The sequence below is a fragment of the Candidatus Nitrosotenuis cloacae genome, from assembly GCF_000955905.1.
Taxonomy (GTDB): Archaea; Thermoproteota; Nitrososphaeria; order Nitrososphaerales; family Nitrosopumilaceae; genus Nitrosotenuis; species Nitrosotenuis cloacae.
Window position 1 is genome coordinate 410,746 of record NZ_CP011097.1, and the last position, 23,286, is coordinate 434,031.

The 23,286-nt window shown below is 40.3% G+C and carries 36 protein-coding genes and 2 tRNA genes; 19 read left to right on the top strand and 19 right to left on the bottom strand.

Annotated elements, in window-relative coordinates; genetic code table 11:
• Positions 1-22: 22 nt before the first annotated feature.
• Positions 23-772 carry an asparagine synthase C-terminal domain-containing protein gene (locus SU86_RS02240; RefSeq protein WP_048187103.1) on the top strand — a complete coding sequence of 250 codons (750 nt, stop codon included), beginning with the start codon at positions 23-25 and terminating at the stop codon, positions 770-772.
• Here SU86_RS02240 and purB read toward each other — a convergent pair.
• On the bottom strand, positions 765-2,126 hold the full coding sequence (purB, locus tag SU86_RS02245) for an adenylosuccinate lyase (RefSeq protein WP_048187104.1): 1,362 nt from the start codon (positions 2,124-2,126) through the stop codon (positions 765-767). The genes SU86_RS02240 and purB overlap by 8 nt on opposite strands.
• 73 nt (positions 2,127-2,199) lie before the next feature.
• Here purB and SU86_RS02250 point away from each other — a divergent pair, with 73 nt between their 5' ends.
• From SU86_RS02250 to SU86_RS02260, 3 genes are read left to right on the top strand one after another with little or no spacing between them, the layout of a single operon-like run.
• Positions 2,200-3,648 (top strand): RtcB family protein, encoded by a 1,449-nt coding sequence (locus SU86_RS02250; RefSeq protein WP_048187106.1) that lies wholly within the window; start codon positions 2,200-2,202, stop codon positions 3,646-3,648.
• Positions 3,645-4,058, top strand: coding sequence for a DNA-binding protein (locus tag SU86_RS02255; protein WP_048187107.1), 414 nt, complete (start codon positions 3,645-3,647; stop codon positions 4,056-4,058). The genes SU86_RS02250 and SU86_RS02255 overlap by 4 nt, the downstream gene beginning before the upstream one ends.
• Entirely contained in the window at positions 4,045-4,356 is a 312-nt protein-coding gene (locus SU86_RS02260) for a hypothetical protein (RefSeq protein WP_052755428.1), read from the top strand. The genes SU86_RS02255 and SU86_RS02260 overlap by 14 nt, the downstream gene beginning before the upstream one ends.
• Here SU86_RS02260 and SU86_RS02265 read toward each other — a convergent pair.
• From SU86_RS02265 to SU86_RS02275, 3 genes are read right to left on the bottom strand one after another with little or no spacing between them, the layout of a single operon-like run.
• Entirely contained in the window at positions 4,353-4,751 is a 399-nt protein-coding gene (locus tag SU86_RS02265) for a 30S ribosomal protein S11 (protein WP_048187109.1), read from the bottom strand. The two genes, SU86_RS02260 and SU86_RS02265, sit on opposite strands and share 4 nt — an antisense overlap.
• Positions 4,752-4,810: 59 nt before the next feature.
• Positions 4,811-5,758, bottom strand: coding sequence for a thiamine-phosphate kinase (gene thiL / locus SU86_RS02270; protein WP_048187111.1), 948 nt, complete (start codon positions 5,756-5,758; stop codon positions 4,811-4,813).
• Positions 5,742-7,034, bottom strand: coding sequence for a phosphohexomutase domain-containing protein (locus SU86_RS02275; protein WP_048187113.1), 1,293 nt, complete (start codon positions 7,032-7,034; stop codon positions 5,742-5,744). Before SU86_RS02275 ends, thiL begins: the two co-directional genes overlap by 17 nt.
• A gap of 53 nt (positions 7,035-7,087) precedes the next feature.
• Between SU86_RS02275 and SU86_RS02280 the strand changes: the two genes are divergently transcribed.
• Positions 7,088-7,161: transfer RNA gene (locus tag SU86_RS02280), tRNA-Thr, on the top strand.
• 173 nt (positions 7,162-7,334) lie between these two features.
• Here the strand turns inward: SU86_RS02280 and SU86_RS09850 are convergent.
• Complete coding sequence (locus SU86_RS09850) at positions 7,335-7,508, bottom strand: hypothetical protein (protein WP_177318908.1); 174 nt, start codon at positions 7,506-7,508, stop codon at positions 7,335-7,337.
• Positions 7,509-7,580: 72 nt separating this feature from the next.
• On the opposite strand from SU86_RS09850, the gene SU86_RS09710 reads away from it, so the two are divergent.
• On the top strand, positions 7,581-7,742 hold the full coding sequence (locus SU86_RS09710; RefSeq protein WP_158507460.1) for a hypothetical protein: 162 nt from the start codon (positions 7,581-7,583) through the stop codon (positions 7,740-7,742).
• Here the strand turns inward: SU86_RS09710 and SU86_RS02285 are convergent, their stop codons facing one another.
• Positions 7,743-8,003, bottom strand: coding sequence for a winged helix-turn-helix domain-containing protein (locus SU86_RS02285; RefSeq protein WP_048187115.1), 261 nt, complete (start codon positions 8,001-8,003; stop codon positions 7,743-7,745).
• 107 nt (positions 8,004-8,110) lie between these two features.
• On the opposite strand from SU86_RS02285, the gene SU86_RS02290 reads away from it, so the two are divergent.
• Positions 8,111-8,677, top strand: a complete 567-nt coding sequence (locus SU86_RS02290; protein ID WP_048187117.1) for a hypothetical protein — start codon at positions 8,111-8,113, stop codon at positions 8,675-8,677.
• Positions 8,678-8,679: 2 nt separating this feature from the next.
• On the opposite strand, the gene SU86_RS09855 is transcribed toward SU86_RS02290, so the two are convergent.
• Both SU86_RS09855 and SU86_RS02295 read right to left on the bottom strand, forming a co-directional pair.
• Positions 8,680-8,847: a hypothetical protein gene (locus SU86_RS09855; protein WP_177318909.1), complete on the bottom strand. Its 168-nt coding sequence runs from the start codon at positions 8,845-8,847 to the stop codon at positions 8,680-8,682.
• A 157-nt stretch (positions 8,848-9,004) separates the two neighbouring features.
• The gene (locus SU86_RS02295; RefSeq protein WP_048187119.1) at positions 9,005-10,759 is read right to left on the bottom strand and encodes an AIPR family protein; all 1,755 of its coding nucleotides are present in this window, start codon (positions 10,757-10,759) and stop codon (positions 9,005-9,007) included.
• A gap of 103 nt (positions 10,760-10,862) precedes the next feature.
• Between SU86_RS02295 and SU86_RS02300 the strand changes: the two genes are divergently transcribed.
• Positions 10,863-11,267 carry a cupredoxin domain-containing protein gene (locus SU86_RS02300; protein WP_048187121.1) on the top strand — a complete coding sequence of 135 codons (405 nt, stop codon included), beginning with the start codon at positions 10,863-10,865 and terminating at the stop codon, positions 11,265-11,267.
• 1 nt (position 11,268) lies between these two features.
• Here the strand turns inward: SU86_RS02300 and SU86_RS02305 are convergent.
• Positions 11,269-11,341 (bottom strand) — tRNA-Cys (locus tag SU86_RS02305).
• Between the two features lie 39 nt (positions 11,342-11,380).
• Positions 11,381-11,599: a histone family protein gene (locus SU86_RS02310; RefSeq protein ID WP_048187123.1), complete on the bottom strand. Its 219-nt coding sequence runs from the start codon at positions 11,597-11,599 to the stop codon at positions 11,381-11,383.
• A gap of 108 nt (positions 11,600-11,707) precedes the next feature.
• On the opposite strand from SU86_RS02310, the gene SU86_RS02315 reads away from it, so the two are divergent.
• The 3 genes from SU86_RS02315 to cgi121 are packed head-to-tail and all read left to right on the top strand — an operon-like array spanning position 11,708 to position 13,569.
• On the top strand, positions 11,708-12,457 hold the full coding sequence (locus SU86_RS02315) for a TatD family hydrolase (RefSeq protein WP_082096079.1): 750 nt from the start codon (positions 11,708-11,710) through the stop codon (positions 12,455-12,457).
• Positions 12,458-12,487: 30 nt separating this feature from the next.
• Positions 12,488-12,787: a hypothetical protein gene (locus tag SU86_RS02320; protein WP_048187125.1), complete on the top strand. Its 300-nt coding sequence runs from the start codon at positions 12,488-12,490 to the stop codon at positions 12,785-12,787.
• An 11-nt stretch (positions 12,788-12,798) separates the two neighbouring features.
• Positions 12,799-13,569, top strand: coding sequence for a KEOPS complex subunit Cgi121 (gene cgi121, locus SU86_RS02325; protein WP_048187127.1), 771 nt, complete (start codon positions 12,799-12,801; stop codon positions 13,567-13,569).
• On the opposite strand, the gene SU86_RS02330 is transcribed toward cgi121, so the two are convergent.
• The 4 genes from SU86_RS02330 to SU86_RS02345 all read right to left on the bottom strand — a co-directional run bounded on the left by SU86_RS02330 (position 13,558) and on the right by SU86_RS02345 (position 15,518).
• Positions 13,558-14,079 carry a THUMP domain-containing protein gene (locus SU86_RS02330; RefSeq protein ID WP_048187129.1) on the bottom strand — a complete coding sequence of 174 codons (522 nt, stop codon included), beginning with the start codon at positions 14,077-14,079 and terminating at the stop codon, positions 13,558-13,560. The genes cgi121 and SU86_RS02330 overlap by 12 nt on opposite strands.
• A 172-nt stretch (positions 14,080-14,251) precedes the next feature.
• Positions 14,252-14,539: a winged helix-turn-helix domain-containing protein gene (locus tag SU86_RS02335; protein WP_048187130.1), complete on the bottom strand. Its 288-nt coding sequence runs from the start codon at positions 14,537-14,539 to the stop codon at positions 14,252-14,254.
• A 94-nt stretch (positions 14,540-14,633) separates the two neighbouring features.
• Positions 14,634-15,275 (bottom strand): hypothetical protein, encoded by a 642-nt coding sequence (locus SU86_RS02340; protein ID WP_048187132.1) that lies wholly within the window; start codon positions 15,273-15,275, stop codon positions 14,634-14,636.
• 33 nt (positions 15,276-15,308) lie between these two features.
• On the bottom strand, positions 15,309-15,518 hold the full coding sequence (locus tag SU86_RS02345) for a hypothetical protein (protein ID WP_048187134.1): 210 nt from the start codon (positions 15,516-15,518) through the stop codon (positions 15,309-15,311).
• 74 nt (positions 15,519-15,592) lie between these two features.
• Here SU86_RS02345 and SU86_RS02350 point away from each other — a divergent pair, with 74 nt between their 5' ends.
• Complete coding sequence (locus tag SU86_RS02350) at positions 15,593-15,871, top strand: Fe(2+)-trafficking protein (protein ID WP_048187136.1); 279 nt, start codon at positions 15,593-15,595, stop codon at positions 15,869-15,871.
• On the opposite strand, the gene SU86_RS02355 is transcribed toward SU86_RS02350, so the two are convergent.
• Entirely contained in the window at positions 15,868-16,329 is a 462-nt protein-coding gene (locus tag SU86_RS02355; protein ID WP_148550722.1) for a hypothetical protein, read from the bottom strand. The genes SU86_RS02350 and SU86_RS02355 overlap by 4 nt on opposite strands.
• 86 nt (positions 16,330-16,415) lie before the next feature.
• Here SU86_RS02355 and SU86_RS02360 point away from each other — a divergent pair, with 86 nt between their 5' ends.
• From SU86_RS02360 to SU86_RS02370, 3 genes are read left to right on the top strand one after another with little or no spacing between them, the layout of a single operon-like run.
• Positions 16,416-17,417 (top strand): adenylosuccinate synthetase, encoded by a 1,002-nt coding sequence (locus tag SU86_RS02360; RefSeq protein ID WP_048189074.1) that lies wholly within the window; start codon positions 16,416-16,418, stop codon positions 17,415-17,417.
• Between the two features lie 44 nt (positions 17,418-17,461).
• On the top strand, positions 17,462-18,130 hold the full coding sequence (locus tag SU86_RS02365; RefSeq protein ID WP_048187140.1) for a hypothetical protein: 669 nt from the start codon (positions 17,462-17,464) through the stop codon (positions 18,128-18,130).
• The gene (locus tag SU86_RS02370) at positions 18,123-18,860 is read left to right on the top strand and encodes an orotidine 5'-phosphate decarboxylase (protein WP_048187142.1); all 738 of its coding nucleotides are present in this window, start codon (positions 18,123-18,125) and stop codon (positions 18,858-18,860) included. Before SU86_RS02365 ends, SU86_RS02370 begins: the two co-directional genes overlap by 8 nt.
• On the opposite strand, the gene SU86_RS02375 is transcribed toward SU86_RS02370, so the two are convergent.
• From SU86_RS02375 to SU86_RS02390, 4 genes are all read right to left on the bottom strand, one after another.
• Complete coding sequence (locus SU86_RS02375; RefSeq protein ID WP_048187144.1) at positions 18,843-19,265, bottom strand: bis(5'-nucleosyl)-tetraphosphatase; 423 nt, start codon at positions 19,263-19,265, stop codon at positions 18,843-18,845. The genes SU86_RS02370 and SU86_RS02375 overlap by 18 nt on opposite strands.
• A complete protein-coding gene (uppS, locus tag SU86_RS02380) occupies positions 19,265-19,981 on the bottom strand; it encodes a polyprenyl diphosphate synthase (RefSeq protein WP_236687766.1) in 717 nt (238 codons plus the stop codon). The genes SU86_RS02375 and uppS overlap by 1 nt, the downstream gene beginning before the upstream one ends.
• Before the next feature lie 62 nt (positions 19,982-20,043).
• Entirely contained in the window at positions 20,044-21,177 is a 1,134-nt protein-coding gene (locus SU86_RS02385) for a DUF373 family protein (protein ID WP_420887332.1), read from the bottom strand.
• A gap of 98 nt (positions 21,178-21,275) precedes the next feature.
• Positions 21,276-21,773 (bottom strand): hypothetical protein, encoded by a 498-nt coding sequence (locus tag SU86_RS02390; RefSeq protein ID WP_148550724.1) that lies wholly within the window; start codon positions 21,771-21,773, stop codon positions 21,276-21,278.
• A 227-nt stretch (positions 21,774-22,000) separates the two neighbouring features.
• Between SU86_RS02390 and SU86_RS10015 the strand changes: the two genes are divergently transcribed.
• Genes SU86_RS10015 through SU86_RS02405 form a run of 4 tightly spaced genes read left to right on the top strand, consistent with a single transcriptional unit; the run spans position 22,001 to position 23,273 of the window.
• Positions 22,001-22,144, top strand: a complete 144-nt coding sequence (locus tag SU86_RS10015) for a DUF5679 domain-containing protein (protein ID WP_236687736.1) — start codon at positions 22,001-22,003, stop codon at positions 22,142-22,144.
• A 59-nt stretch (positions 22,145-22,203) separates the two neighbouring features.
• Positions 22,204-22,626: a translation initiation factor IF-2 subunit beta gene (locus SU86_RS02395; RefSeq protein ID WP_048189075.1), complete on the top strand. Its 423-nt coding sequence runs from the start codon at positions 22,204-22,206 to the stop codon at positions 22,624-22,626.
• Positions 22,626-22,922: a DUF424 domain-containing protein gene (locus tag SU86_RS02400; RefSeq protein WP_048187150.1), complete on the top strand. Its 297-nt coding sequence runs from the start codon at positions 22,626-22,628 to the stop codon at positions 22,920-22,922. The genes SU86_RS02395 and SU86_RS02400 overlap by 1 nt, the downstream gene beginning before the upstream one ends.
• A 39-nt stretch (positions 22,923-22,961) precedes the next feature.
• On the top strand, positions 22,962-23,273 hold the full coding sequence (locus tag SU86_RS02405; RefSeq protein WP_048187151.1) for a translation initiation factor eIF-1A: 312 nt from the start codon (positions 22,962-22,964) through the stop codon (positions 23,271-23,273).
• Positions 23,274-23,286: the final 13 nt, after the last annotated feature.

Below are 23,286 nucleotides of genomic sequence, written 5' to 3' on the forward strand. Positions count from 1 at the left end.
ATGGGATTTGAGTGAAGAAAACATGAATCTTGATGCATTACTAGAAAAAATTCAAAATGCAATATCTCAAAATATATCAAGCAAGAAAATCGGCGTCGCATTTTCGGGCGGTGTTGACAGCACTTTGATTGCTAAATTGTGTCATCAGATGAATTACGATGTTGTATTGTTAACTATTGGGTTTGTCGATTCTCATGACATAAGATTCTCAAAACAAGTAAATGATCTGCTAAAGATGCCTCATCACATTTTGGAAATTAATCCTGACGAATTTGATTCGATTTCTACAAAAATTCACAATACAATACAAACAGACAATCTCTCTTGGAATGAAAATAGCATTGCGTTTTACCATGTAGCAAAACTAGCACAAAGTCTAGGGCTAGATACTGTGGTAACGGCAAATGGGATTGATGAGCTGTTTTGTGGCTATAATGGATATCGTGATGCGATAAAGCAAGGCAATGATGCTGTCATGGAACTAATGAATGCAAAACTAGACAATGAAATCAAGATGATGAAACAAATCAACCATGTCTGCTCAGAATTTGGCATCAAAATAGTCCAACCCCTACTATCTGAGGAATTCATCAAATATGCAAAAACCATACCTATAGATCAAAAAATAACTGATTCAGATGATCTGCAGAGAAAACACATCATAAGAAAACTTGCAATCAAAATTGGTGTGCCAGAACTGTCTGCAAATGCAAGAAAAAAAGCACTCCAGTACGGCTCTATGATTCACAAAACATTGCTAAAGTCTAGATGAATTTCTTGCAGACACGATTTACAGAATTGTTGACGTTTGTGATTATCTGAGGGGCTGCACCCAAGTGACTCTTTGGTGTGAATATTTTGTCAATTTCATCATCTGTGAGTTTTGATGATATTGATTTATCGGCCTTTATTGCATCAGAATAATCCATGCCTTTGTCATGTGCTTCAAAGGCGACTCGCTGAACATCTCTGTATGCAACAAACCTTGGCACTCCTTTTTTGATTAGAGCTTCCAGTACAAATTCTGCAAAGATCTGGCCCTTTGTAATATACAGATTCTGCTCTATTTTCTCAACATTTACACGTAGTCTGTCAATTATTCTCAGCATCGTTTCTAACATTTCATCTAGCAAAATGGAACACATTGGTATTGTGAATCGTTCATTTGCGGAATTTGATAAATCGCGCTCATGCCATAATGGAATATTCTCAAATGATGCGCTCATTTGACTGCGCAATAGTTTTGATAATGAGGAAATTCTTTCACTTTTGATTGGGTTTCGCTTTACTGGCACTGCACTGCTCCCCATCTGACCCTCCTTGAAATGCTCTGCGACTTCGGCAATCTCGGTTCTTTGCAGATTTCTTATCTCTATTGCAATTTTTTCCAGCGTACTACCAGTCAGGGCAAGCTGAAAAACATACTCTGCATATCTTTCCCGCGGTATGATCTGCGTGGTGACCTCTGCTGGGAATAGATTCAGTCTTTTTGCCACTCTTTTTTGGACCTCTATTGCTTTGGCACCCATCAAAGAACCAGTACCAACAACACCTAATGTTTTGCAAATGAGGATTCTTTTTTTGATCTCCTCGATTCGCTCTACATGTTTTTCCATCTCAGAGGCCCAGTTTGCAAATTTCAATCCAAATGAAATGATACTTGCATGCTGTCCATGAGTTCGGCCAACTGCAGGAACATCCCTGTATTCAACTGCTTTTTTTGCCAACAATATTCCGAGTCTTGCGACCTTGGGCTCTATTATTGAGAGTGCATCCCTCATCTGCATTGAGGTGCTAGTATCCACCAAGTCATTGCTAGTCAAACCATAGTGAATCCAAGGCCTTGCACTGGTTTGACATTTCTCACTTAGTGCTTCTACCAGTGCTGCAGTATCGTGATCTGATTTTGCCTCTAACTGTTTTACTCTACTTACAGATATTTTGCCAGACTTTGAGGTAGAGAAAATGTTTTGGGCCGATTTTTTTGGAATCATACCTATTTCTCCCTGTGAGATGGCGGCAGCTCCCTCGATTTGCAGTTGATAATCTATCTTTTTTTGGTCATCAAAGATGGCAAGCATTTCTTTTGTGCCATATCTGCCTCCATCAATTGGTAAAATTGGCAATACTTGACTTTGGAATCATATCAAAAATAAATCTACTTATGATTTAAATTGCATCTAGGACGGCTAACCGATAATGTCATCTATTACCCCAAAAAAAATCAGCGACCAAGTGTATAGAATTGATGCTGATCCAAGTAGAGGAATGAAGGTTCCAGTTACGATTTATGCCGACGAAGGATTGCTCTCAAAAATGATGACAGATAGAACATTATCTCAAGCAATGAATGTTGCAACATTGCCTGGAATACAAGGAACTGCCGTTGTATTGCCTGATGGGCATGAGGGGTATGGCTTTCCAGTCGGAGGGGTTGCGGCAATGGATGCAGAGGAAGGAATGATCAGCCCTGGAGGTGTTGGTTATGATATCAACTGCGGTGTGCGATTATTACGATTGAATCTATCTGAAAAGGAGGCAAGGCCAAAACTAAAAGAACTGGTAACGGATCTTTTCAATTCAATTCCGTCTGGCGTGGGGTCGGAAGGTGCAATCAAACTAAACTACTCACAATTAGATGAGGTCCTAGTCCGGGGGGTCAACTGGGCAATTGATCATGGTTATGGTACAAAAGATGATGCGAATGTATGTGAAGAAAACGGACAAATAAAAAATGCAGACCCCAACAAAGTTTCAAACACTGCTAGAAAGCGAGGAGCACCACAACTTGGAAGTCTTGGCTCTGGAAATCACTTCCTTGAGGTACAAAGAATTGAGAAGATTTACGATGAAGAAGCAGCAAAGAGAATGGGAATTCAAGAGGGAAATGTTACCGTTTTGATCCATTGTGGCTCAAGAGGCTTTGGCCATCAGATCTGCTCTGATTATTTGCGGGTGTCTGAGCAGGCGCTAAAAAAATACAACATCAATTTGCCTGATAGGGAATTAGCATGCGTGCCAAACACATCAGAGGAGGGTGAATCATACCGTAAAGCAATGTTTGCTGCACTAAACTTTGCATGGAGCAATAGACAGATGATCACACACTGGACTCGAAAATCATTTGAGCGTGTATTTAAAAAATCGGAATCTGATCTTGACATGAAACTAGTGTATGATGTTGCACACAATATTGCCAAGGTTGAAAAACACAAAATCGATGGCAAGGAAAAATCAGTTGTGGTTCACCGCAAAGGTGCAACACGTGCGTTTCCAGCAAACCGAGATGAAATCCCACTAAAGTATCGTGATCTGGGGCAGCCGGTATTGATTCCGGGCTCGATGGGAACTGGAAGCTGGATTTTACTTGGCAAGTCCAATTCCATGAATCTCAGCTTTGGCTCTACTGCTCACGGTGCTGGAAGAATGATGTCTCGCTCAAAGGCACGACGTGATTTCACAGAAGAACAAGTAAAAAAATCACTAACTGATAAAGGAATTTTCATAAAATCATTGACTAGGGATGGGGTGGTCGAGGAGACACCGGAGGCATACAAGGATGTGGACGCAGTGGTAAATGTATCGCATGAGCTTGGAATAGCAACCAAGGTAGCAAAGCTTGTCCCAATTGGCGTGATTAAAGGTTGAGCGACGAAGACAAAGAACTAGAAGCACTCAAGGCAAAACGCCTAGCGGAAATGAAAAAAAACCTCACATACCAATCACAAAAAGAAGAGGAAAAACAACAAACCAAAACTCCACCATCGTACCGAGAGATAGTAATTTCTCATCTTGGATACCGTGGAATGGAAGTATTGCAAAATGCAGAATCTCAATTTCCAAATGAGACAAAGATGATAATTGACAGGCTCGGACAATTGTTTCATTCTGGTGAAATCAATGAAGAAATTGATGGTGGCCAACTCTTGGCATTATTCAGATCAGTTGGAATTCATGTCCGCATGCAGACAAAAATAAACATAGAACAAGATGGAAAATTTGTCTCACTCTCTGATAAGCTAAGCAAAACAGACTCTGATGAAAATGAAAATCTTTGAAGTAAGCTCCACTGATTTTTTGGAAGACAAACGCCTCATCAATAATGCATTATCCGATATGGCATCGCAATTTAGAATGCAAAATGATTTCACATTTGGTGAGCCAGTATCCAGATTTGGCTGGACCTTTTTCAAACTATGGATAAAACCACATCTGCAAGATGCAATAATTCAGAAATTTAACGACATGATAAGAAAATCCAAAGGTGCCAACCCTGATGAGAAATTTACCAGCTTTATGTCAGATTATTTTCAATCAAAGGGTTGTAAAACTAAAATCAAAATGATAGAAGTTTAGACTCTTCTTCCTCTCTTTCCACCCTTCTTTCGTGTGGTGTCGTGAGGAATTGGTGTAACATCATCAATTCTTCCTATTTTGAATCCTCCTCTTGCAAGTGCTCGAATAGCTGCTTGTGCCCCTGGTCCTGGGACTCTGGAGCCTACGCCGCCAACTGCTCTCACTCTGATGTGAAATGCAGTAAAGCCCTTTGCCTTTGCTGCCTCTACTACTGCATTTGATGATTTCATTGCAGCAAATGGAGATGATTCGTATCTGTCAGCAGTAACATGCACACCACCGGAACTAATTGCTACGGTTTCTGCACCAGTGAGATCTGTCATGTGTACTATGGTATTGTTGTAACTGCTATAGATGTGAGCAATGCCCCACTTTTCTACTTGTTCTTCTGACATTGGATACCACAAGTTTGGTGGGGTTAAAAAGCTATGGCGATTTTTGTGCGGGATTTTGGCTATGAAAAATGAGTCCAGCCTTTGTCTTTGACTCTGGTTTGTTTTTTCCCATGCTGGAACAATACACCTTTGCCGTTTTCCACATGACCTATCTGGATTAGATTGATCTTTTTGGCTTTGGCAATTTTTTTTATTTTTTCAATATTTTTTGGCGAAATGGTTGCAACGATTTCATATTCCTCACCGCCATTGAACACGAGATCTACTGCATTGAGATGATTGTCTTTTGAAAACTCGTCTAATTCTACATCTTTTGGGACTTGTGTAATGATGAATCTTTTCTTGCTTGCTGCTGACATTTGTGTTAGGGTGGTTGATAGACCATCGCTTGAATCCATTGATGAGCTAAAGTATTTTGCAGCCAAGACCCCAAACTCTAGTCTTGGTTTTGGAAGTAAAACTGAATTTGTTGCAAGTTTTCTGAATTTTTCAGGTGATCTATTTTTGTGCAATAATATGCCCAATCCAGCGCTGGTTCTGCCAAAATTACCTGTAGTCACTATGATGTCTCTTTGTTTTGCACCACTTCTTGCTGTGATCCTGCTGGCAATTCCGAACAACATTACCGAAATTACGATCTCTTTTGCCTCATTTGTATCTCCGCCAAGAATTTTGACTCCAAATTGTCTTGATGTATCTTTGAATCCTTTTGCTAGGCTGATAAGTTTTGATCTTGGATATCCACGTGGCAATGAAATAGAGATTATTCCGTGCCTTGGTTTTACCCCTTTTGATGCAAAGTCGCTTAGTGGTGCAACCATGCTTTTTCTTGCAATTTGCTCTGGTCTCATTTGTGGTGGGACATCAGTGCTTTCTACCAATGTGTCTGTCTTTATGACACCAAATTTTTTTCCTAATCTGAATATCTCAACATCTTCATGATGATTGTCTTTGACTAGTTTTTTTTGAAAAATGTCAATGATTTTTCTCTCATCTAGCTTGTTCATGGCTTTGCTTTACTAGGGTGGTTATCTGCTTTTGAATCTGTTGTGCTTTTTGCAAGTTGTCTGATTCTACTGAAATTCGAATAATGTCTTCGGTATTTGATTTTCTGACCAGTGCCCAAGTGTCATCATCAATTATTATTTTTACTCCATCCAGTGTGATTATTTCACTGGACTCACTCTTTAGTTTTTGAACTAGTTTGGAGAGTGTTTTGTCGTGAAGATCTGATTCAACATCAATCTTTGTTCTTAGCTGGTGATAATTTGATACAAATTTTATCATCTCATCAATTATTTTTTTTCCAGTCATTGCAGCAATTAGTCCTGATGTTAGTATTCCATCACGACACATGTTGAATTCTGGCAGTATGAATCCGCCACTACTTCCCTCACCACCTGCTTGACATTTTTCTTTTAACATCGTATCTATGACGTTTGCCTCGCCTACCTTTGAGCGAACAACTCTTCCTCCGTGATCTTTGATGTATTTCTCAACTGCAATACTTGTGTCCATGCTGAGACAGAACTTTTTGTATCCTAGTTCTAGTGCCTTGATTGTACCTAGTGCTAGTGTGGTGTCTGGTGATTGTTTTTTGCCGTCCTTGACAACGACTACTCTGTCCCCATCCAAATCAAAGGCAAAACCAATGTCGTATCTTTTGCTGTTTAATACAAGCTTGGTAAGTTTGTCTGCAGTTGGGTCTGGCCCACGACTTGATATGCTTTGATTAATAACATCCACATGGCAACCAAGTTTTCTTAATAATTGAGGTGCAACAAAAGATGCAGCTCCTCCTCCCACATCAACTAGTATTTTTGGCTCATGCCTCATCTTTCCAATTATTTTTGTGGCATCATCAACATAGTTGGATGTGGCAGCGTATTCTGTACCAAACTTTGTCTGTTGCGTCTGTTTTTCTTTTAAAATGTGAGCAAACTCTTTCTCATTTGGGCCTCGGCCGTTTATAATGAATTTAAGACCATTCCACGGCAATGGATTATGTGATGATGTGATAATTAGTCCTGCACCACACTTTCTTGCCTCTCTGAACATGACTGGCGTTGGCACCGTTCCGAAATTGTACACATCAATTCCTTGCTCTAGTAATGCCGCAACTGCTACTTCTCTTATCATTTCATTTGATGGTCTGGTATCGTTCCCTATTGCACATTTTTTTGATTTGATTACTGGAGCAAAATTTCGACAAAAACGCAAAACATCATCTAGTTTGAGATCCTCTCCAACAATTCCACGAATTCCGGAAATGGATTTTTTCAATTGTACCAAAACCTGAAATGCTTTTTATAAACTCTGATAACACTGCGTTTCATGCCTCGATAGCTCAGCCTGGTAGAGCGAAAGTTTCGTAAACTTTAGGTCGTGGGTTCAAATCCCATTCGAGGCTTTAACAATCAAAAACAGCTTTTTATTCTTCTAGGGCTTCGATGTCAACTTGAAGTTCTTTGGCGAGTCCTTCCCACCATTTGTTGATCTGTTCTGACATACTCCCCAAAAAATATCATAAAATGCTCCTTTATAGATCTGTCGGTTTGAAATTAGCTCAGCTGGCCTAACTGATCAACTAGCTTGTTTTCGTTTTCGCATGGTTCGATTGTATATGATGATTGCAAGTGCACCACCGGCACATCCCCAAAACACTGGCCATCTTAGTGGATCGTTTGTCATTCCAAGAAAAGAATAGATCGTACCGCCAACCAGCGCAAAGCCAATCAGTTCTAGGATCTTGCTCATGCTTACACCAAATATTCGAAAAGATATATTGTTTGTTTGTAGCGTTAAATCGTGGACAAATACCTTCTGATAATGCTGATAGTTTTGATAATGGGAATGGCCTTTTCTGTTTTCAAAGACATACAAAACCCAGATCTAGTATTGTTCTATGCACAACTTGCGGGTGCAATAATAATAATCGGTTACTCTACATTCAAAAATCGTAACAACAGAAAAAACGCAAAGAAACGCTAGTTAAAGATCTAGACCGAATCCTTCTGCCAAGTCGTGGAATCGTTTGTATGATTCTAGGTATTGCTTGCCTTTTGATGTGATGACATAGGTGTTTTTTCCATCAAATTCGATTTTGTTGATTAGTCCAGCGCCTGTCAAGTTCTCAATGAATTTGGCAAGTCTAGAGTGTGAAAGATTTGCTTGTGTTAGCAGGCTTGTTACCTTGATTCCTTCTTGTCCACACTGGTCAGTAGCTACTAGTAGATCTGCTACAATCTGCATACTTGTACGATATGTGGCCATTTACTAATCGAGTGTAATTCTGAGATATAAGGGTATTAACCTTTCTCACGATTGCTTAATAACCGAACGCTGACTTTGAATCAAAAGTGTCTGGCGCTTCAATTCCATGGTATGATGACTTTCTTGGCGTGGCCTATAGATATTTTGATCTCAGAATGAATGCGGTTCCACTGTTTTCCGATCGAAAAAAGGCAACTGATCTGTGGAATGAAAATGTTCACTGGTGGGGAGATCATGACATAAAGATGAGATTTGTGGAAACCGGCGACCAATATTGGTTTATTGTGGCATCAGAAACAAGGAGGCCTGATCACAACCTGGGATTTTTCAAACTATTGCCAAAGTCCGAGCATTATACTAGATTCAAAAAGGGACATCTCGGCGAGGCATATCTGAGATTTGCAACATATGCACCAAAAGAGGAAAAAGACGTCAAAGGTGACGCTGTATGCAACTGTACTCACACAAAAGATGATCATGATGGCAAGTGTCGTCATGAGAGTTGTAATTGTATAAAATTCACAACATTTGAGCTCAGACTGTTAAAGAAAAAGAAAACCATAACTGACATCAAATTCCTGGAAGAAAAAGATGTCAAAGATGATTCGGTGTCTTGGAATTGTCTTTATGTAAACAAGTACAAAAACGCTTGATGCTATTTTTTATCTAGGTTCACTCGAACATGCTCGCCTGGATAGTGCTCAAAGAGTTTCTTTGAATAACATTTGCTACACAACACGCCCTTGATGTTCCATTCCTTCATTGCAGCATACTTGTATACTGCCGGACCATTGCACAAAACGCATTTTTCTCCTTCAGCCAAGCAATCTGAGGTTTTTTATGTCTATATAAAAATCATGGCCATTTTTTGTAGCTGTAAAAATTTGTTAAATAATGGTATGTATCAGAAAAAGCTGCGGTAGATTGTCTGGCCATTGTAAATCTCCTGCAATTTTTACGTGGCTTGACAGCTATCGCACTTACAATAAACTGTTTACCAGCTTCTTAATGCTCTCGATTTCCTCTTCTTCTTGGCGTATCTTCTTGTCTACTACTCGAAGCATTGCCTCATTCCAGACATGATGCGAGAAGAAATTGTGTTTTGTGTTTGCAAGATCAATTTCATCTTCAACTACGGTATCCTCAAGAAATCTTGTAGCGACACCGTCTGCAAGCCTGAGAATGCGTTCATTTAGCTTGTAACTCTTAAAGATCGGCTCTAGTTTTGTAATGTCTTCCTTAAAGTCTCCTTTTGTTCCAAGAATGCTTTTGTGTATTATTCTAAAATACACTGCAACAAAGAACAATGTTGCATATCTTTTTGTTTTGTGCCCTCCTCGTTTTCCATACCCTAGTGATTTTTTTGCATATTCTTTTACTAAATATGGATAAAGAAGCAATCTGTAATCATCTCTTAGGTTTTCATTAAAGACATCATCATACTTGCTTCCACGCGGCAAAAACTGTGCGGGTGAACTGTATGATTCAGTCGGCCTCTGCTCGATTCCTGCAACAAGTACCTGTATGGCGTCTTTTGCGACAATTACTTTTTTGTGATTGTCTGGAAGATATCGATTGTAAATTGTGTCTCCCTTGAATTCAGTTTGCTGGGATTTTGCTTTACTATCAAAGGAGCCTGCCTGAATTTCATAGAAATACCCATAGTTTTCAAGCTGGGACTTGACTGACTTGTGAAAGTCCATCAAGGACACAAGGTCTTTTCCGCGGACTGAGTTCTGCGAGTTTCTATATTTTGTAATGTTGTTTTGGTCATGCTCATCGTCTGCCTTGATTATTGTAACTGTGATGCTTCCATCCAAGTTGTTGGTTCTCTTTGCGTGATCCACTATGGAATTTGATGTCTGCGCGCCATTGACAATTTGTGGCGCATGCAAAATCAAACTGTTGTCTTCAAGCACCTCAAAATCGCTTACTACTATGGTGATTCCATTGTTATAGTAAAAGAATTTGTCAGGCGAACTGTGCAGAGTATCACGAATTCCCTTGTTTACGTTTGTTTTGAACTGCATCCATTGTCTGATGTTTGACTCAAACACATAGTCGCGGTTCTTTGTCACAAAATCTGTTAGCTCCCTTAGCTTCAGTATACCTAAAACCGTATTTTTGTATCTGATTCGCTCTTCTAGTCTTATCTTTGATTTTTTCCCAGCCGCCGGTTTTTTTATTCGATCCCAAAGATTTTTGATGATTTTGTTTATGTCCATTATCTCGATTGTATCGTCTCCATCATAATCGACTGGCTGGTTTGTTACATAACAACACTCTACTTTGAGATTCTTTTCCTGAATTTTTGTAACCAGATTTGCAAGCTCGGGTCTCATCTTGGTTATGTCTTTGCTTAGCAATCGTCTAACATCTTCTTTGAATTTGATGATTGCTTCATTAGAGTGCGCAGTTCCGTACTTTGATTGGAACAGTCTTATCTTGTTATCAGAAAAATCAACCGGCAAATACGCATCAATTCCAAGATCGTTTGCACCATCCACTATGGAATCCGCAGCATCGTCCTCTGTTGCCTCAAATACGCGTGTCAGTACCCAATGAAGAAAATTGTATCCCTTCTCGACGTCGCTTTTTGCGTCCTCAGCATACTCTGTTATGCTGTCTTTGATGTTCTCAGAAAACCCCTCTAGTGGCTGATCTGCCTTTTTTTGAATCAAAAGCGACTGTGAGCCTGGAATAAATTCTAGTAATCCATTACCTCTTTCTGCCATGACATACAGAATACGTGGTATATTTAGAAAAGCTGGTAATTATACAATAACTACCTCTAGTTTCGCGCGTAGGCAAAAATACAGTATCTGATCAGCTCAACCTATGAACAAATTCCTAATTTTGATCGGAATTGGGGTTTCTATTGTGATCATTGGCCTAGTCCTGGGAACTACAAGTGATATCGATACGCCTGATCAAACATCACAGATTCCCCCACAACATTTGGTTGCAATAGCAATGTCTTCTTCAAGGCCTGGATGTGAATCAACAGGATGTTACCTACCGACCCAGATACAAATCAAAACACATGAAACCATATCTTGGATAAACGAAGATAGAGGATTTCATACCGTTACCACTGGATATTATGATACACCAGATGGAATGATAGAAAGTGAACAAATTGCACCAACTGAACAGTTCTCATTTACTTTTGCAGAATCCGGAGAGTTTCATTATTACTGCAGATTGCACCCATGGATGGAAGGAACCATAATTGTAAGTTAAGAGGTGAGGAAGGGATTCGAACCCCTATAAAATTCGCTTTGCAGGCGAACGCATAACCGCTCTGCCACCTCACCGACAGAAAAAAACCAAATCTAACAGAATTAAACTCTTACTTATTTGATGAATGTCTTTGATGCAAGCTTGACGTCTTCACCTCGAATTGTTTTGCGTCCTGCGTGGTTTGACATGTCTACTGCGCTCTTGGCTATGGTAGTGGCAATCTCTTCTAGGACTCGCCTTAACTCGTCTGCCGACTCGTCGCTTACCCGATCGGCTCCTGCCTTTTTTAATATCCTGTACATAGCAGATAGTCCCAACTCGGATGACTTCATTCAAAATGGAATTGATTTTCTTATATGATAAAGGATTATGAGCTAAAAAATTCCACACACTAATGGATTTCTGCACACTTAAGTAGGAACAAAAATCCACAAAAAACGATGCTCTATGACGCGCACATTCACCTATCTGATATAGAATACCAAAATGATATCGACCTTGTCATAAACTCGATGCAAAAAACCGACATCAAAGCATGTGCAGTGTCTATGGATAACCAAACCTCAAAGACCACTCTGGATCTGGCACACAAAAGCAATCATATACTTCCATTCATTGGAATTCATCCAGAAAAGGCATCTGATGATCTGGATTTGATGTTGGATCTGATTAAACACAATGCAAACAATATTTCTGGGATTGGTGAAATTGGGCTTGATAAGACATACACCAAAAATAATGAAGATCTTGCAAGGCAAAAACTAGTCTTTACAAAACTATTAGAATCAGCAGAAAAACTGCACAAGCCAGTCTCTGTTCATTCTCGCACAACCTTAGATGAAATATTTGAGATATTTCCATCCTATAACATATCTGGATTTTTGTTGCACTGGTTTGCTGGAAGCAAAAAACAGCTTAGAGTTGCAATGGATCTTGGATGCTTTGTTTCGTATGGTCCTGTCGCAGTGTACTCGCAGGACAAACAAGTTCTGATATCAAACACCACACCAGACAAAATTCTAGTTGAGACTGATGGTCCGGTAAGATTTTCTCGATGCTTTGATATGAAGTCTGCACATCCAGTGTTCATCCCAAGTGTTGTTTTTTGTGTATCAAAAATACTTGGCAAATCATATGATGAGGCTGAATTATTATTGGAAGCAAATTCAAAAAGATATCTTGGAATATAGGTATAATATACCCCCAAAATAATTCTCACCGTGGATAGAATAAAGAGACTTTCAATGGAGGTTCTCGACCAACATAAAGACAAATTCACAATTAGTTTTGCAGATAACAAAAAGCTTCTAGATCAACTGGCTGTTGTGCGCTCAAAGGGGCTAAAAAATGAGATGGCAGGCTACATTACAAAACTAATCAAGCGCGAACAGGACACAATCGAGTCCAAGGAATCTGATGTGGAAGAGGAAGAAATCGAGGCAGAAGTAGAAGTCAAAGAAACCCAAGAAGCCGAGGTCCCACAAGAAATAACCATAGAGTCCAGCGAAGAAACTAACTAAATAATTCTAAATTGATTGTAATCAAGCTTTTAGGCGGAGCAAAAAAATCCTTTGGTAAAGACATAATTCAGACAGATCATGATGGTGTAACAATTTCACAATTACTGGAATATCTTTTGTCAATCAAGCCGGCAGACACCATCACACTGGACACAAAAAATCTCCTAATTGCTGTAAATGGAGCGGACTCGTCTGCTTTGTCTGGACATGATACTGTTATACATTCTGGCGATGTTGTAAGCATAATTCCTGTGATTCATGGGGGTGCAAGATCACAACTAAAGATCGGCTCTATTCATGTCGAGTTGTTTGATGTTCGGAATCAAAAAGGGAAAAACTATCAATTCTTGGATCACACCAGATCAAAATTCCCAAGTCTTGTGCTTACTGGGTTATCGTCCAAAAGCCTGGCAAGCGTATCTCATGCAAAAAAGATAGTTTCACTATCATTGTATGCAAAAAAACATGGGCTGCTGCTCTCAAAAAAGCTTGAAACCGACATTTTGCTAAGATTTGCGGCAACTACTCAGATCTCAGATGCAATCAAAAGTCTGGGAATTGAGCAGCAAAATGAATTTATCATAATAGCAATTGGCAAAAAATCATCACTGGATAAATTGTACCGTTCCATTACGCCAAATCTGACATTAATCGATTATGCCTCAAACATTATTCCAATCAAAAAACGATTCAAGATATCACAAAAATATCTGTCTGCAGTGGATTCTGAATTTCCACTGGAAGACATTCTGGCAGAAAAGGCAGCAATCCTAGTCCAGTGAACCGCGTTTTTCTCGCTCTACGCTGAGAATATCGGAATCTTTGAGCACAGAAACGCCAGTAATTGCGCCTAAAATCTCTACTAGTACTATCCAATCGTATTTTTCGAGTGAGACCTTGTTTGGTATGCCGTTTGCAATTTGAGTTATTATCTCACCAGACGAAATATTCGAGTTTCTTTTCTCTATTGTGATTCGATATGTGTCATCTTGGTGTAGTGTTTTTGCTTGCTTTATTGCGGCCTCTGTGATCTGTGTTATGTCTGTTTTTGTTATATCGTACATTGGGATTGCCCTTGATGTGTAGCGAATCTCCCATGGCTCGTCTTCCAGTTTCTGTCGGATTTTTTTTATCACATCTAGCGGGTTGACAGTTGTACTAACGGAAAGAATTCCGGAAAACTCGGTAATTGTGATTTGTGGGCTTTGATCCCCACACTCTTGGATTATGGTAGTGATCTCGCTTTTTGTATCGTCTTCAAAGTGTCTTGTACATGTAATGATAAGATTCACTAATCAATGGAATGATTCCAGTACATATTTAGCTTGATTGCGAGGTTTTAAAAAAATTAAATAAACAAAACCATACACCATACACCATGAGTGCTGAACCTAATCTGGAAAATGACTTTGAAGATGACTTTGATGATCTAGAGGGTGAAGAAATAGAAGACGAGGACTTTGATTAGATAGTCAGCCCAAAGCTGTCTGCAAATCGATTAAATGTATTGTATGCTTGCAGAAACTCTCTACCTGTGTGGCTTATTTTGTACTTGCATGCGCCATCAGAGCTTGTCTGCTCTAACAGTCCTTGGGAAACCAAAGTACTCAGAATCTTGGATATTCTGCCGTGTGAGATGTTTGCCTTTCTTATCAGATATGTGATGCTTGCTCCCTGCTCATCTGGCAGCTCATCACGTGTTGTGGTCAGAATATCGCCAATTATTTTCATGTGTGTCCTATAGACTTGCATTTTTGAACAAAATACTGGTCGGTTAATTCTTCAATATATTGGCGGGATAAAATTTTTTGACAAATAATATTGTTGGACTTGGTCTAGGCGTGAATCAGAGCTGCTCATCGAACTTTATCTTGGTTAGTGGCACCTTGGTTACTGGTATGAACAAAAGGACCAGACCTGCTATTTTTGTTGAAATCGATATTATGTTCAAAATGGATTGGGGGAACACGAAATAATACCACCCAAGAAACTCGCCAAATGCCAGTGCCCCAAGTCCTGCAGCTACAAAAATCGCAGTCTTTCGCTTGCTCTCAAAATATGACATTATTGTCTCAATTGCGCCATACACTAGCAAGATAAACGAAATAGACCTGATTATGTTTTCAATTGAAATAAATGAAATCAAAAACAACGGCACAGCACCGATTGATCTTAGGTAATTTGATTTTGGGAAAAACGACTTGATGGTGTGAGAGAATGCAATGAAAAAATATCCTAGTGTTTGTGCTGCAATGCCGAGTGTTTGAATCCATCTTTGTGGCTCACCTGTCTTGTAGACGAACATGTCAAGCGTTAGGCCAAGCCACATGATCATAAATCCGATTCCAATTGAAAAAAACGCAAGCGTTAGGCGAAACAGTGTTGGGCTGCCGGTATTTCTAAATCCAATGTATGATATTATGCCAATTACAATTCCTACTGCAAATCCTACTAGATTCAAAATGCTTTCAAGAAAAAACTCGGCCATTTACTATAATGTGCGATGTGTTGATTTTAAAACTTAGTCCCACTCATCCAGTGTTCCGGCAGTCTGGCCTTCAGTGGATCCTGCGTAATCGCCCAAAATATCGGAATATGTTACATCATTGTGTGCTACATATTTTACATATTCGCCATATGACATCTCTAAATCACAATCATTACACTTGACCAAGCTAAAGTCAGATTCTAATTCTGCAGCCCCTTTGCATTTTGGGCACTTGATCTTCACACGAATTATTGTGATTTTGTGTTATTATTCATTGCCAAAAAAAGAATAAATGGACAACAAAAACCATCCACACCATGGCAAGAACCTGCACAAAATGCAAACTGGAAATTCCTGACTCTGAGCAGCTTGATGCCGTAGGTGGAACATATCCATGCTGTGCCAAGTGCTGGGAGGAATGGAAGACCTATAGAATAATGGTAATGAATGAGCTAAGGCTGGATATGTCATTGCCGGACCATCGAAAACTACTCAAAAAGAACGAAAAGATCTTCGTAGGCGTCTTGACGCCTCAGGGAGATGTAGTCGACTTTTCAAATGAAGACAATCGTAAGCCAGACAAGCCGCAGGCCTAAAGCCCCAGTCTGAGTTTTGCATCTTGGGGAATTATCAAAAACAACTGCCTTTTCTGATTATCAGATAACTTTGATACTATTGTGCCAATAGAGCCCGCAATTGCATCCTGACTGGTCTTGTCTAGTGAGATAAAGATCTCCAATATGCCATCCAGATTAAACAGGATGAGTTTTTGCGGATTTCGTAGTATTTCTGAGATGTATGCCAAAACGAGGGCGACTCGCTTTTCTTCCGGCATCGCGCCCAATATCTCAAGCCATGTGGCAAAGAGCTTGGCAAAGTTTGGAAATGGTATTGTGGGCCCAGCTTCTAGGGCATTATTGATTACCTCCAGTCGATCTGGCTCTGACAGTGAAAAGAACTCTTCCATTCTCTTTTTCAGAATTGGCTTTCTGAGAAAGTCTGGCAGGTTTGCCAAATTTACTATGATGTTTCCTGCAAAGTTTGGATGAGACACGTCCATACCACAATACTTGGGGATTAAAAATTTAGATCGATTTATGATACCTTGGCTTAAATTAAAGCTCCAAATCTCATCCAATGATGCCTTCGACTGTAGTAGTTGGTGGATTTTTTGGAGATGAAGGAAAAGGCAAAATCATCTCATATTTGGCACAAAAAGACAACCCAAGCATTGTTGTAAGGGGAGGTGCAGGACCAAATGCTGGTCACACAATAGAGGATGGCAATAAAAAATACAAGGTGCGAATGCTTCCAAGTGGATTCCTAAACAAAAATGCCAGACTGATGGTAGGCCCAGGAGTTGTGGTAAATCCAGAAGTATTGCACAAGGAAATTGACGAATTTGGAGTATCGAATAGATCGTTTGTTGATTACAATTGCGGAATTATAGAAAAGACACACACCGATGCGGATTCAGGTGGAAGACTAAAAGAAAAGATTGGCAGCACAGGATCTGGGACAGGTCCTGCAAATTCTGATAGAGCCATGCGTACACTAAAAATGGCAAAAGAGATTCCATCACTTCAGCCATATCTGATTGATGTGGCAGGAGAACTACATGCAGCACTGGATGCAGACCAAAACGTACTAGTCGAGGGCACCCAAGGAACCTTTCTGTCCTTGTGGCATGGGACATACCCATTTGTGACCTCAAAGGACGTTACTGCCTCTGGAATATGCGCAGACATTGGGCTTGGGCCAAAAAATGTCGATGATGTAATGGTTGTCTTCAAGTCCTATGTTACACGCGTGGGTACAGGCACGCTTGAAAATGAGCTACCAATGGATGAGGTGGCCGCTCGTGGCTGGTCTGAGGTAGGCACGGTAACTGGAAGGCAAAGGCGTGCGGCGGAATTTAATTTTGAGCTTGCCAAGCGTGCAGTCATGCTAAATAGTGCAACCCAGATTGGTCTGACAAAACTAGATGTGTTGTTTTCTGATTGTGCGCACAAAAACTCGTTTGACGACTTGAGTAATGCTGCAAAACAATTCATCACAAAAATAGAAGATGCACTGGATGTGCCTGTCACGCTCATTGGTACAGGCCCAGGCGTAGATGACATCATTGATCTGCGGCAATAATTGTTTGAATTATTTTTGCTAAACTTTATTTTGCCAATCGTTTTATCCGACTCGTGGAAAAACCAAAATCTCCAAAATACATTCAACTAGCCTCACAATTAGAATTCTCACGCCTAGTTGCCGCCCTTGAGCGCACACCACGCGTATCATTTCAGCACGAGCATGATGGCAAAAAAATACTCTCAATTCAGATGGATTTGCTCAAGGCACGACCTGTAATTTACTATGTACCACTGGACAAAAACGGTCACTATCTATCATATGGATTCAAAAACGGCAAGGAGGAATCCATCATAGTTGATGCAGTGTCTGAATCAACCAAACTGTACTCACCTATAGTCAAAATAAAGGAACTTCCACCATCGCTCAGACAATATCAGGACGAGCAGCTTGAAAAATACGAATTACTGGAGCTAGAAGACTTGGCAAGCCTTGCAAAAATAAGCTATGGATATGATGAAGCACCATTCCCATTGTTTTCATTTCCACACAAAGACAAGTGGCTAATTGGAGTCTTTATGAACTTCAATGAAGACGGACCGTCATATTTCTGCCATGTTGCACTGGATTCAGAGCCAACACAGCCGTTTCTCAAATATGCAATGTATACTAGTAATGTACCAGTATTTACTGACAACCTAAATGATCATGGATACTCTTACATCAAAATAATAAAACTAATTGAGACTCATCCACTAATTCACTATGAATAGCTTCAAAGAGCGAATACGAAAATTAGCTGCACAAAAAAGTCCGCTCATACTTGCAAATGACTATGATGACCACAAAAATCTAGAATCTCGAACCATACAAAACATCAAAACACTACATCCATATCTTTGCGCAATCAAATTTAACTTTCATGTCTTGCTCCCATTGGGAGAAAAACAAATCCTCAAAATCACCAAGACTGCTCATGAGTATGGCCTCCAAACAATTGCCGATATCAAGCTAAACGACATTGGCAATACGAACTTTGTTGCAGCCCAAACGTTGTGGAACTTGGGGTTTGATGGAATAATAGTAAATCCAATGATGGGACCTGCCAGTCTGGAAAAACTAGTTAGTCTATCTCACAAGAACAAAAAAGGTGTCATATCATTGTGCCACATGAGTGCCCCCGAGGCACGCGTAACCTATGAGCTAGGCGTCAAAATGGGCTCAAAGAGCACACAAATCTACAAACTATTTCTAGAGTGGGCAATCAAAATGTCAACAGACGGAATAATCGTTGGCGCAACATTTCCTGATATCATCCAGTACTGCAAAAGCAAGAGCCGTACCCTGAATGTCTATTCGCCAGGAATTGGAACGCAAGGAGGTGATATCAACAGTACACTATCTGCGGGATCTGACTATCTTATAGTTGGAAGAACAATACTGAGTGCCAAGAATCCAAAGAGGGTGGCGCAGGAATTATTCGAGTCAGCTCGCAAACACTAGCTTCTTTGATTTACTAAGCAAGTCTTTGGCGTTTTGGTATGTTGTTTTGGAAAACGCATCATCGTACTCTAACCAAACATGATCCAAATGCTCATCAGATAGCGTGACATCTTTGGTTTTTGTCTTTGCTAGGAAAAATATCACCTCCTTTCTGACTCGCTTGCCGCCATACTGGTATGTGTATTGGATCTTTTCTTCAAACCCATCAATGAATTCGATATCTGTGATGCCAGTTTCTTCTTTGGATTCGCGTAGAGCTGCTTCTTTTAGCTGCTCATTTTTTTCTATTCTGCCCTTGACAAAATCCCAGTGGCCTGATGGATAGTGCAAGAGCAAAAACAATTTCTTGTTGCCATCCTCTCTGAACAAAACTATTCCAGATGATCTCTCTGTTATTTCTTGCATTATTTTCCAATTCTCCTGTTTCTTCTCTGAAATGTTCTGATTGCTCGCAGAAGATCAATCTTTCTAAATTCCGGCCACAAAATATCCATGAAAATCAACTCACTATATGCTCCCTGCCAGAGCAAAAACCCGCTCATTCGCTGCTCGCCTGACGTTCTCAGTATCAAATCTGGTGATTGTTGTGGCAAGTGGGCAGTGTATAGGTTTGCTTCAATTACATCCTTGCTGATGTCATTGACCTCGATGCTTCCATCCTTGACTCTGGTTGCTATTTTTTTTATCGCATCGACAAGCTCATTTTGGCCGCCATATGCAATTGCTATGTTCAGATAGTGATTGTCGTATCCCTTTGTTGCATCATCTAGTCTTTTTAGCACATCATTTATGGCGTCTGGTAGGAGCTCAGTTCTACCCATTGCTTTGACGCGCATCTTGTTTTTGTGAATTCTTGGATCGGAATAGAGCTTTTCGAGTCTCTGTCGAATCAGCTCGTACAAATATTCCAACTCATTGTCTTTTCTGTCCAGATTTTCAGTGGATAAAACGTATAATGTGATTATTTTGATGTCTAGTTCCTCACACCAATCCAAAAAATTCTCAACTGCATCAGCTCCCTTGAAGTGGCCGTTCTTGCTCATGGTTAGTGCTTTTTTTGCCCACCTTCTATTGCCGTCCAAAATGACAGCTATGTGGTTTGGTATGGTTCCACGTTTGATCTCTTTTTCTAATTTCTGAGTGTAAAATTTGTAAAAATAAGCGAGGTATGGTGCCGCTTTTTCTATTCCGATAAGACTTCTCCTCCCTTCTTTTTCCTGTATTTCCGGAATAAGAAGGTGGCAGATATCAGTGTTATTGCAAGGCCTGCCAAAAATGGCGGAATCAAGGTAAATGAGCTCTCATCATTGATTAGCAGATTCGTAAACTGGTATACGGTTGGGTATAGAGAAACAAGCACAATCATTCGTAAAACGTCTGTAATCTGCCTGAGGCTTCCCTTTAGCCAGTTGCTAAGTAAAATTCCACCAAAAATGGCACCCATTCCAATCCACAAAAACGGTATTGCGCCTGCAATGAACTGTCCAAACGTTACCCTGTCTGAGAGAATGTTTGGAACGCCGGTTCCTATAACTTGGGGATCCAAAATGTTTGTGTGAATTGCAGAAAATCCTGACAGAATAGAAGCAAGGCCGATTATTACGCCTGTCACCATTGTGAACATTCTGATCAGGCCTGCGGGTGTGGGCTTGGACCAGTTGGCCCAGGCCCTGTCCACATCAAATGCACGAATCAAAAATGCACCACCCAAAATACTAACCAGTACTGCAAAGATTTCTTGTGTATAACCTGATATTGTTCCAATTCCGCCAATCAAAAGCAAGATTCCTGGAACTCCCAAAAAGAATTTAGAGTATTTGGAATCATATGCAATCATCTTTAGGTATTTTCCAAAGACTGCGTAAGAATACTCGACGCTTCGACTAACCTTCATTACGCATCGCTGAACCGAAACTATTGGAACTACATTTTGTATGATTGGAATTACGCTCTCATCGTCTTCGCCGTCTGATACAATTACTGCGCCATTTGCTGAAAAACTAGATAATACTGATTTTACCTCACGGATTATTTTTTCGTCTGCTTGTACACCTCTGTCGCCAACTCCTGCAACGACAATTACTTCGGCCTGATAGCCCTTACTGACTAGATCCTCATATGTCTTTATTGCAAAGAAAATAGAATTTGCATCTGCGTCCTCTGGGTCTTGCAATGCGAGCTTTTGTGCAGCCCCAATGCAAGAGTCTCTTCCTACCACTGGTGTTAGAACACCTGCTTTATCCCCAACATCATTATCCCTATCTACACAAATTACTAGCAGTCTACTTGTCAGCGGGGTGTCTAGTTTCTTTTCCATCTTGGAATCCTTAAGGGACAATACCACTTTGTCTTGCGAAATTGCCTATTAACGATTTCCAACGATTGAAAATATTACAAATAGGAATCTAGGCGTGATTAGGCTGGGCGGGCTGAATTGGATGTGGATATGGATTCTTGTGTTTGTGCCAGATACTGGTCAAGCTTTGTTTGCTCCTCTGAGATGTCTGCTGCTGGGTCTGCCTTTAGCTTTTCCGCAACAACTACTGTCTCTCTGAGATATGTGTTGTATGCGCGCAAGGCCTCGGCAAGCGCTGAATAGCTTGCTAACCATTCTTGGGAGGTATTTGGCTCTGTAATACTAATTATCATTGCGCGAATTTGTGATGAGGACACCTCTGCAATCATGGCATAGTTGTCTGGTGTGATCTGGCCTGAAACCATTTTTTCAAACTCTTCCTTGTCTGACGCTGCAATGGTTTTTTGCTGATCAATCAATGCATCAAGCTCGTCTTTTGGATTTGAGATGATTATCTTGGTTTGGGTGTCTTGTGGTATGAACCAAATCGAAAAGCTTGCCGCAGTGATTGCTGCAAGAACTGCCGCCGTTATGACAAAGCCTTTTTTTGATTTCAATCTGATCTGGTAGGAAAAAATGCTGCTTATAATGCAATTGCAGTTTTGTGTGATGGTTTTGAAGAAATACTGTGTTTTGTGTAGTAATTTGGCAAAACCTGAAATTGTTCCAAATTGCGTCGAAATCCGCAATGTAGCCAGCATTGCAAATGTAGACTCGTCAATACTATAGTGAAATAATTTTTACCGCTTCTTGCTAAATACACGCACACTGTAAACCAAACATCATGGCTACAGCTTACTGTGTAAAATGCAGAGCAAAACGGGAAATTAAAGATCCTAAAGTGACAAAGCTAAAGAATGGTCGTCCAGCTGTAAAAGGCGTTTGCCCAAAATGTGGAACTAACGTCTTTAGAATCGGCGCTCCTTAAGCTAAACCACTCTTTCTTTTTGACTTAAGCTCATATAGGCAGACCTGTCTATGTCAGCATTGACCAAATCTGAATACGAAAGCCTACTGAAGAGAATTCAAGACAAGATTTCCGCAAAAAAGACAGATACTGGCGAGAGATTTGAGCTTCCATCACCAGATGTGATGTGGGAAGGCCAGCGTACCATTCTGAGAAACTTTATGGATTTTGCAAAAAAACTTCGACGAGACCCAGACAAGGTCCTGCAGTATCTGGCAAAGGAATTCGCAACTCCGGCTGAGCGAAGCGGAGACAAGGCAATCTTTGTTGGAAGGCGAGAGCCACATGACTTTGTGAGCTTGCTCTCAATTTACGTCAAGGACTATCTTGAATGTCCAACCTGCAAGAGCCCCGATACCAAAGTAGAGCGAGAAAATAGAATTACATTTTTGGTCTGCGAGGCATGCGGCGCCAAATCATCACTTAAAGGTAAATACGCATAATGCGATTCTTTGTTAGAACATCGAACTATCAAAACAGCAACATGCTGAACATGTGCGATGAAGAACTACTTGGCAGAATAGTAAAAAATGGCAATCTGCAAATCAACATCAGCAAAAGCTACTACGGACAAAGACTGGTGGAAAAAGCCGAAGCTGAAACACTGATGAAAAACAGCTCCGTTCTGAATTTGGTCGGCAAGCAAACAATTGAAATGTCAGTTGAGCTAAACATCGGATCGAGACAAGGAGTAAAAACAATTGATGACGTTCCTTTTCTGATTGTTTTCAAAATGTAAAGCACACAATTATATACAAAAATTCTACTATCTTAGTGATTGGGAAAGCGTAAGGTTCTAAATGAAAGTGAGCTAAAAGACATTCAGCTGCCACAACAAGGCGAATTGTTGGGTAGAGTCATCAAGCTCCTCGGAAGTGATCAAGTTTTAGTAAAATGCACCGATGAGAAAACCCGACGCGGCAGAATCCGAGGAAAACTAAAGCGAAGAATTTGGATTAGAGACAATGATGTTGTAATTATTGCACCATGGGATTTCAAGCAAGACGACCGTGGTGACATCACTTGGAGATTCACACTGTCCCAAGTGGACTGGCTCAAGGCCAATGATCACCTGCCAAAAGATTTCTAATTGTAATATAATG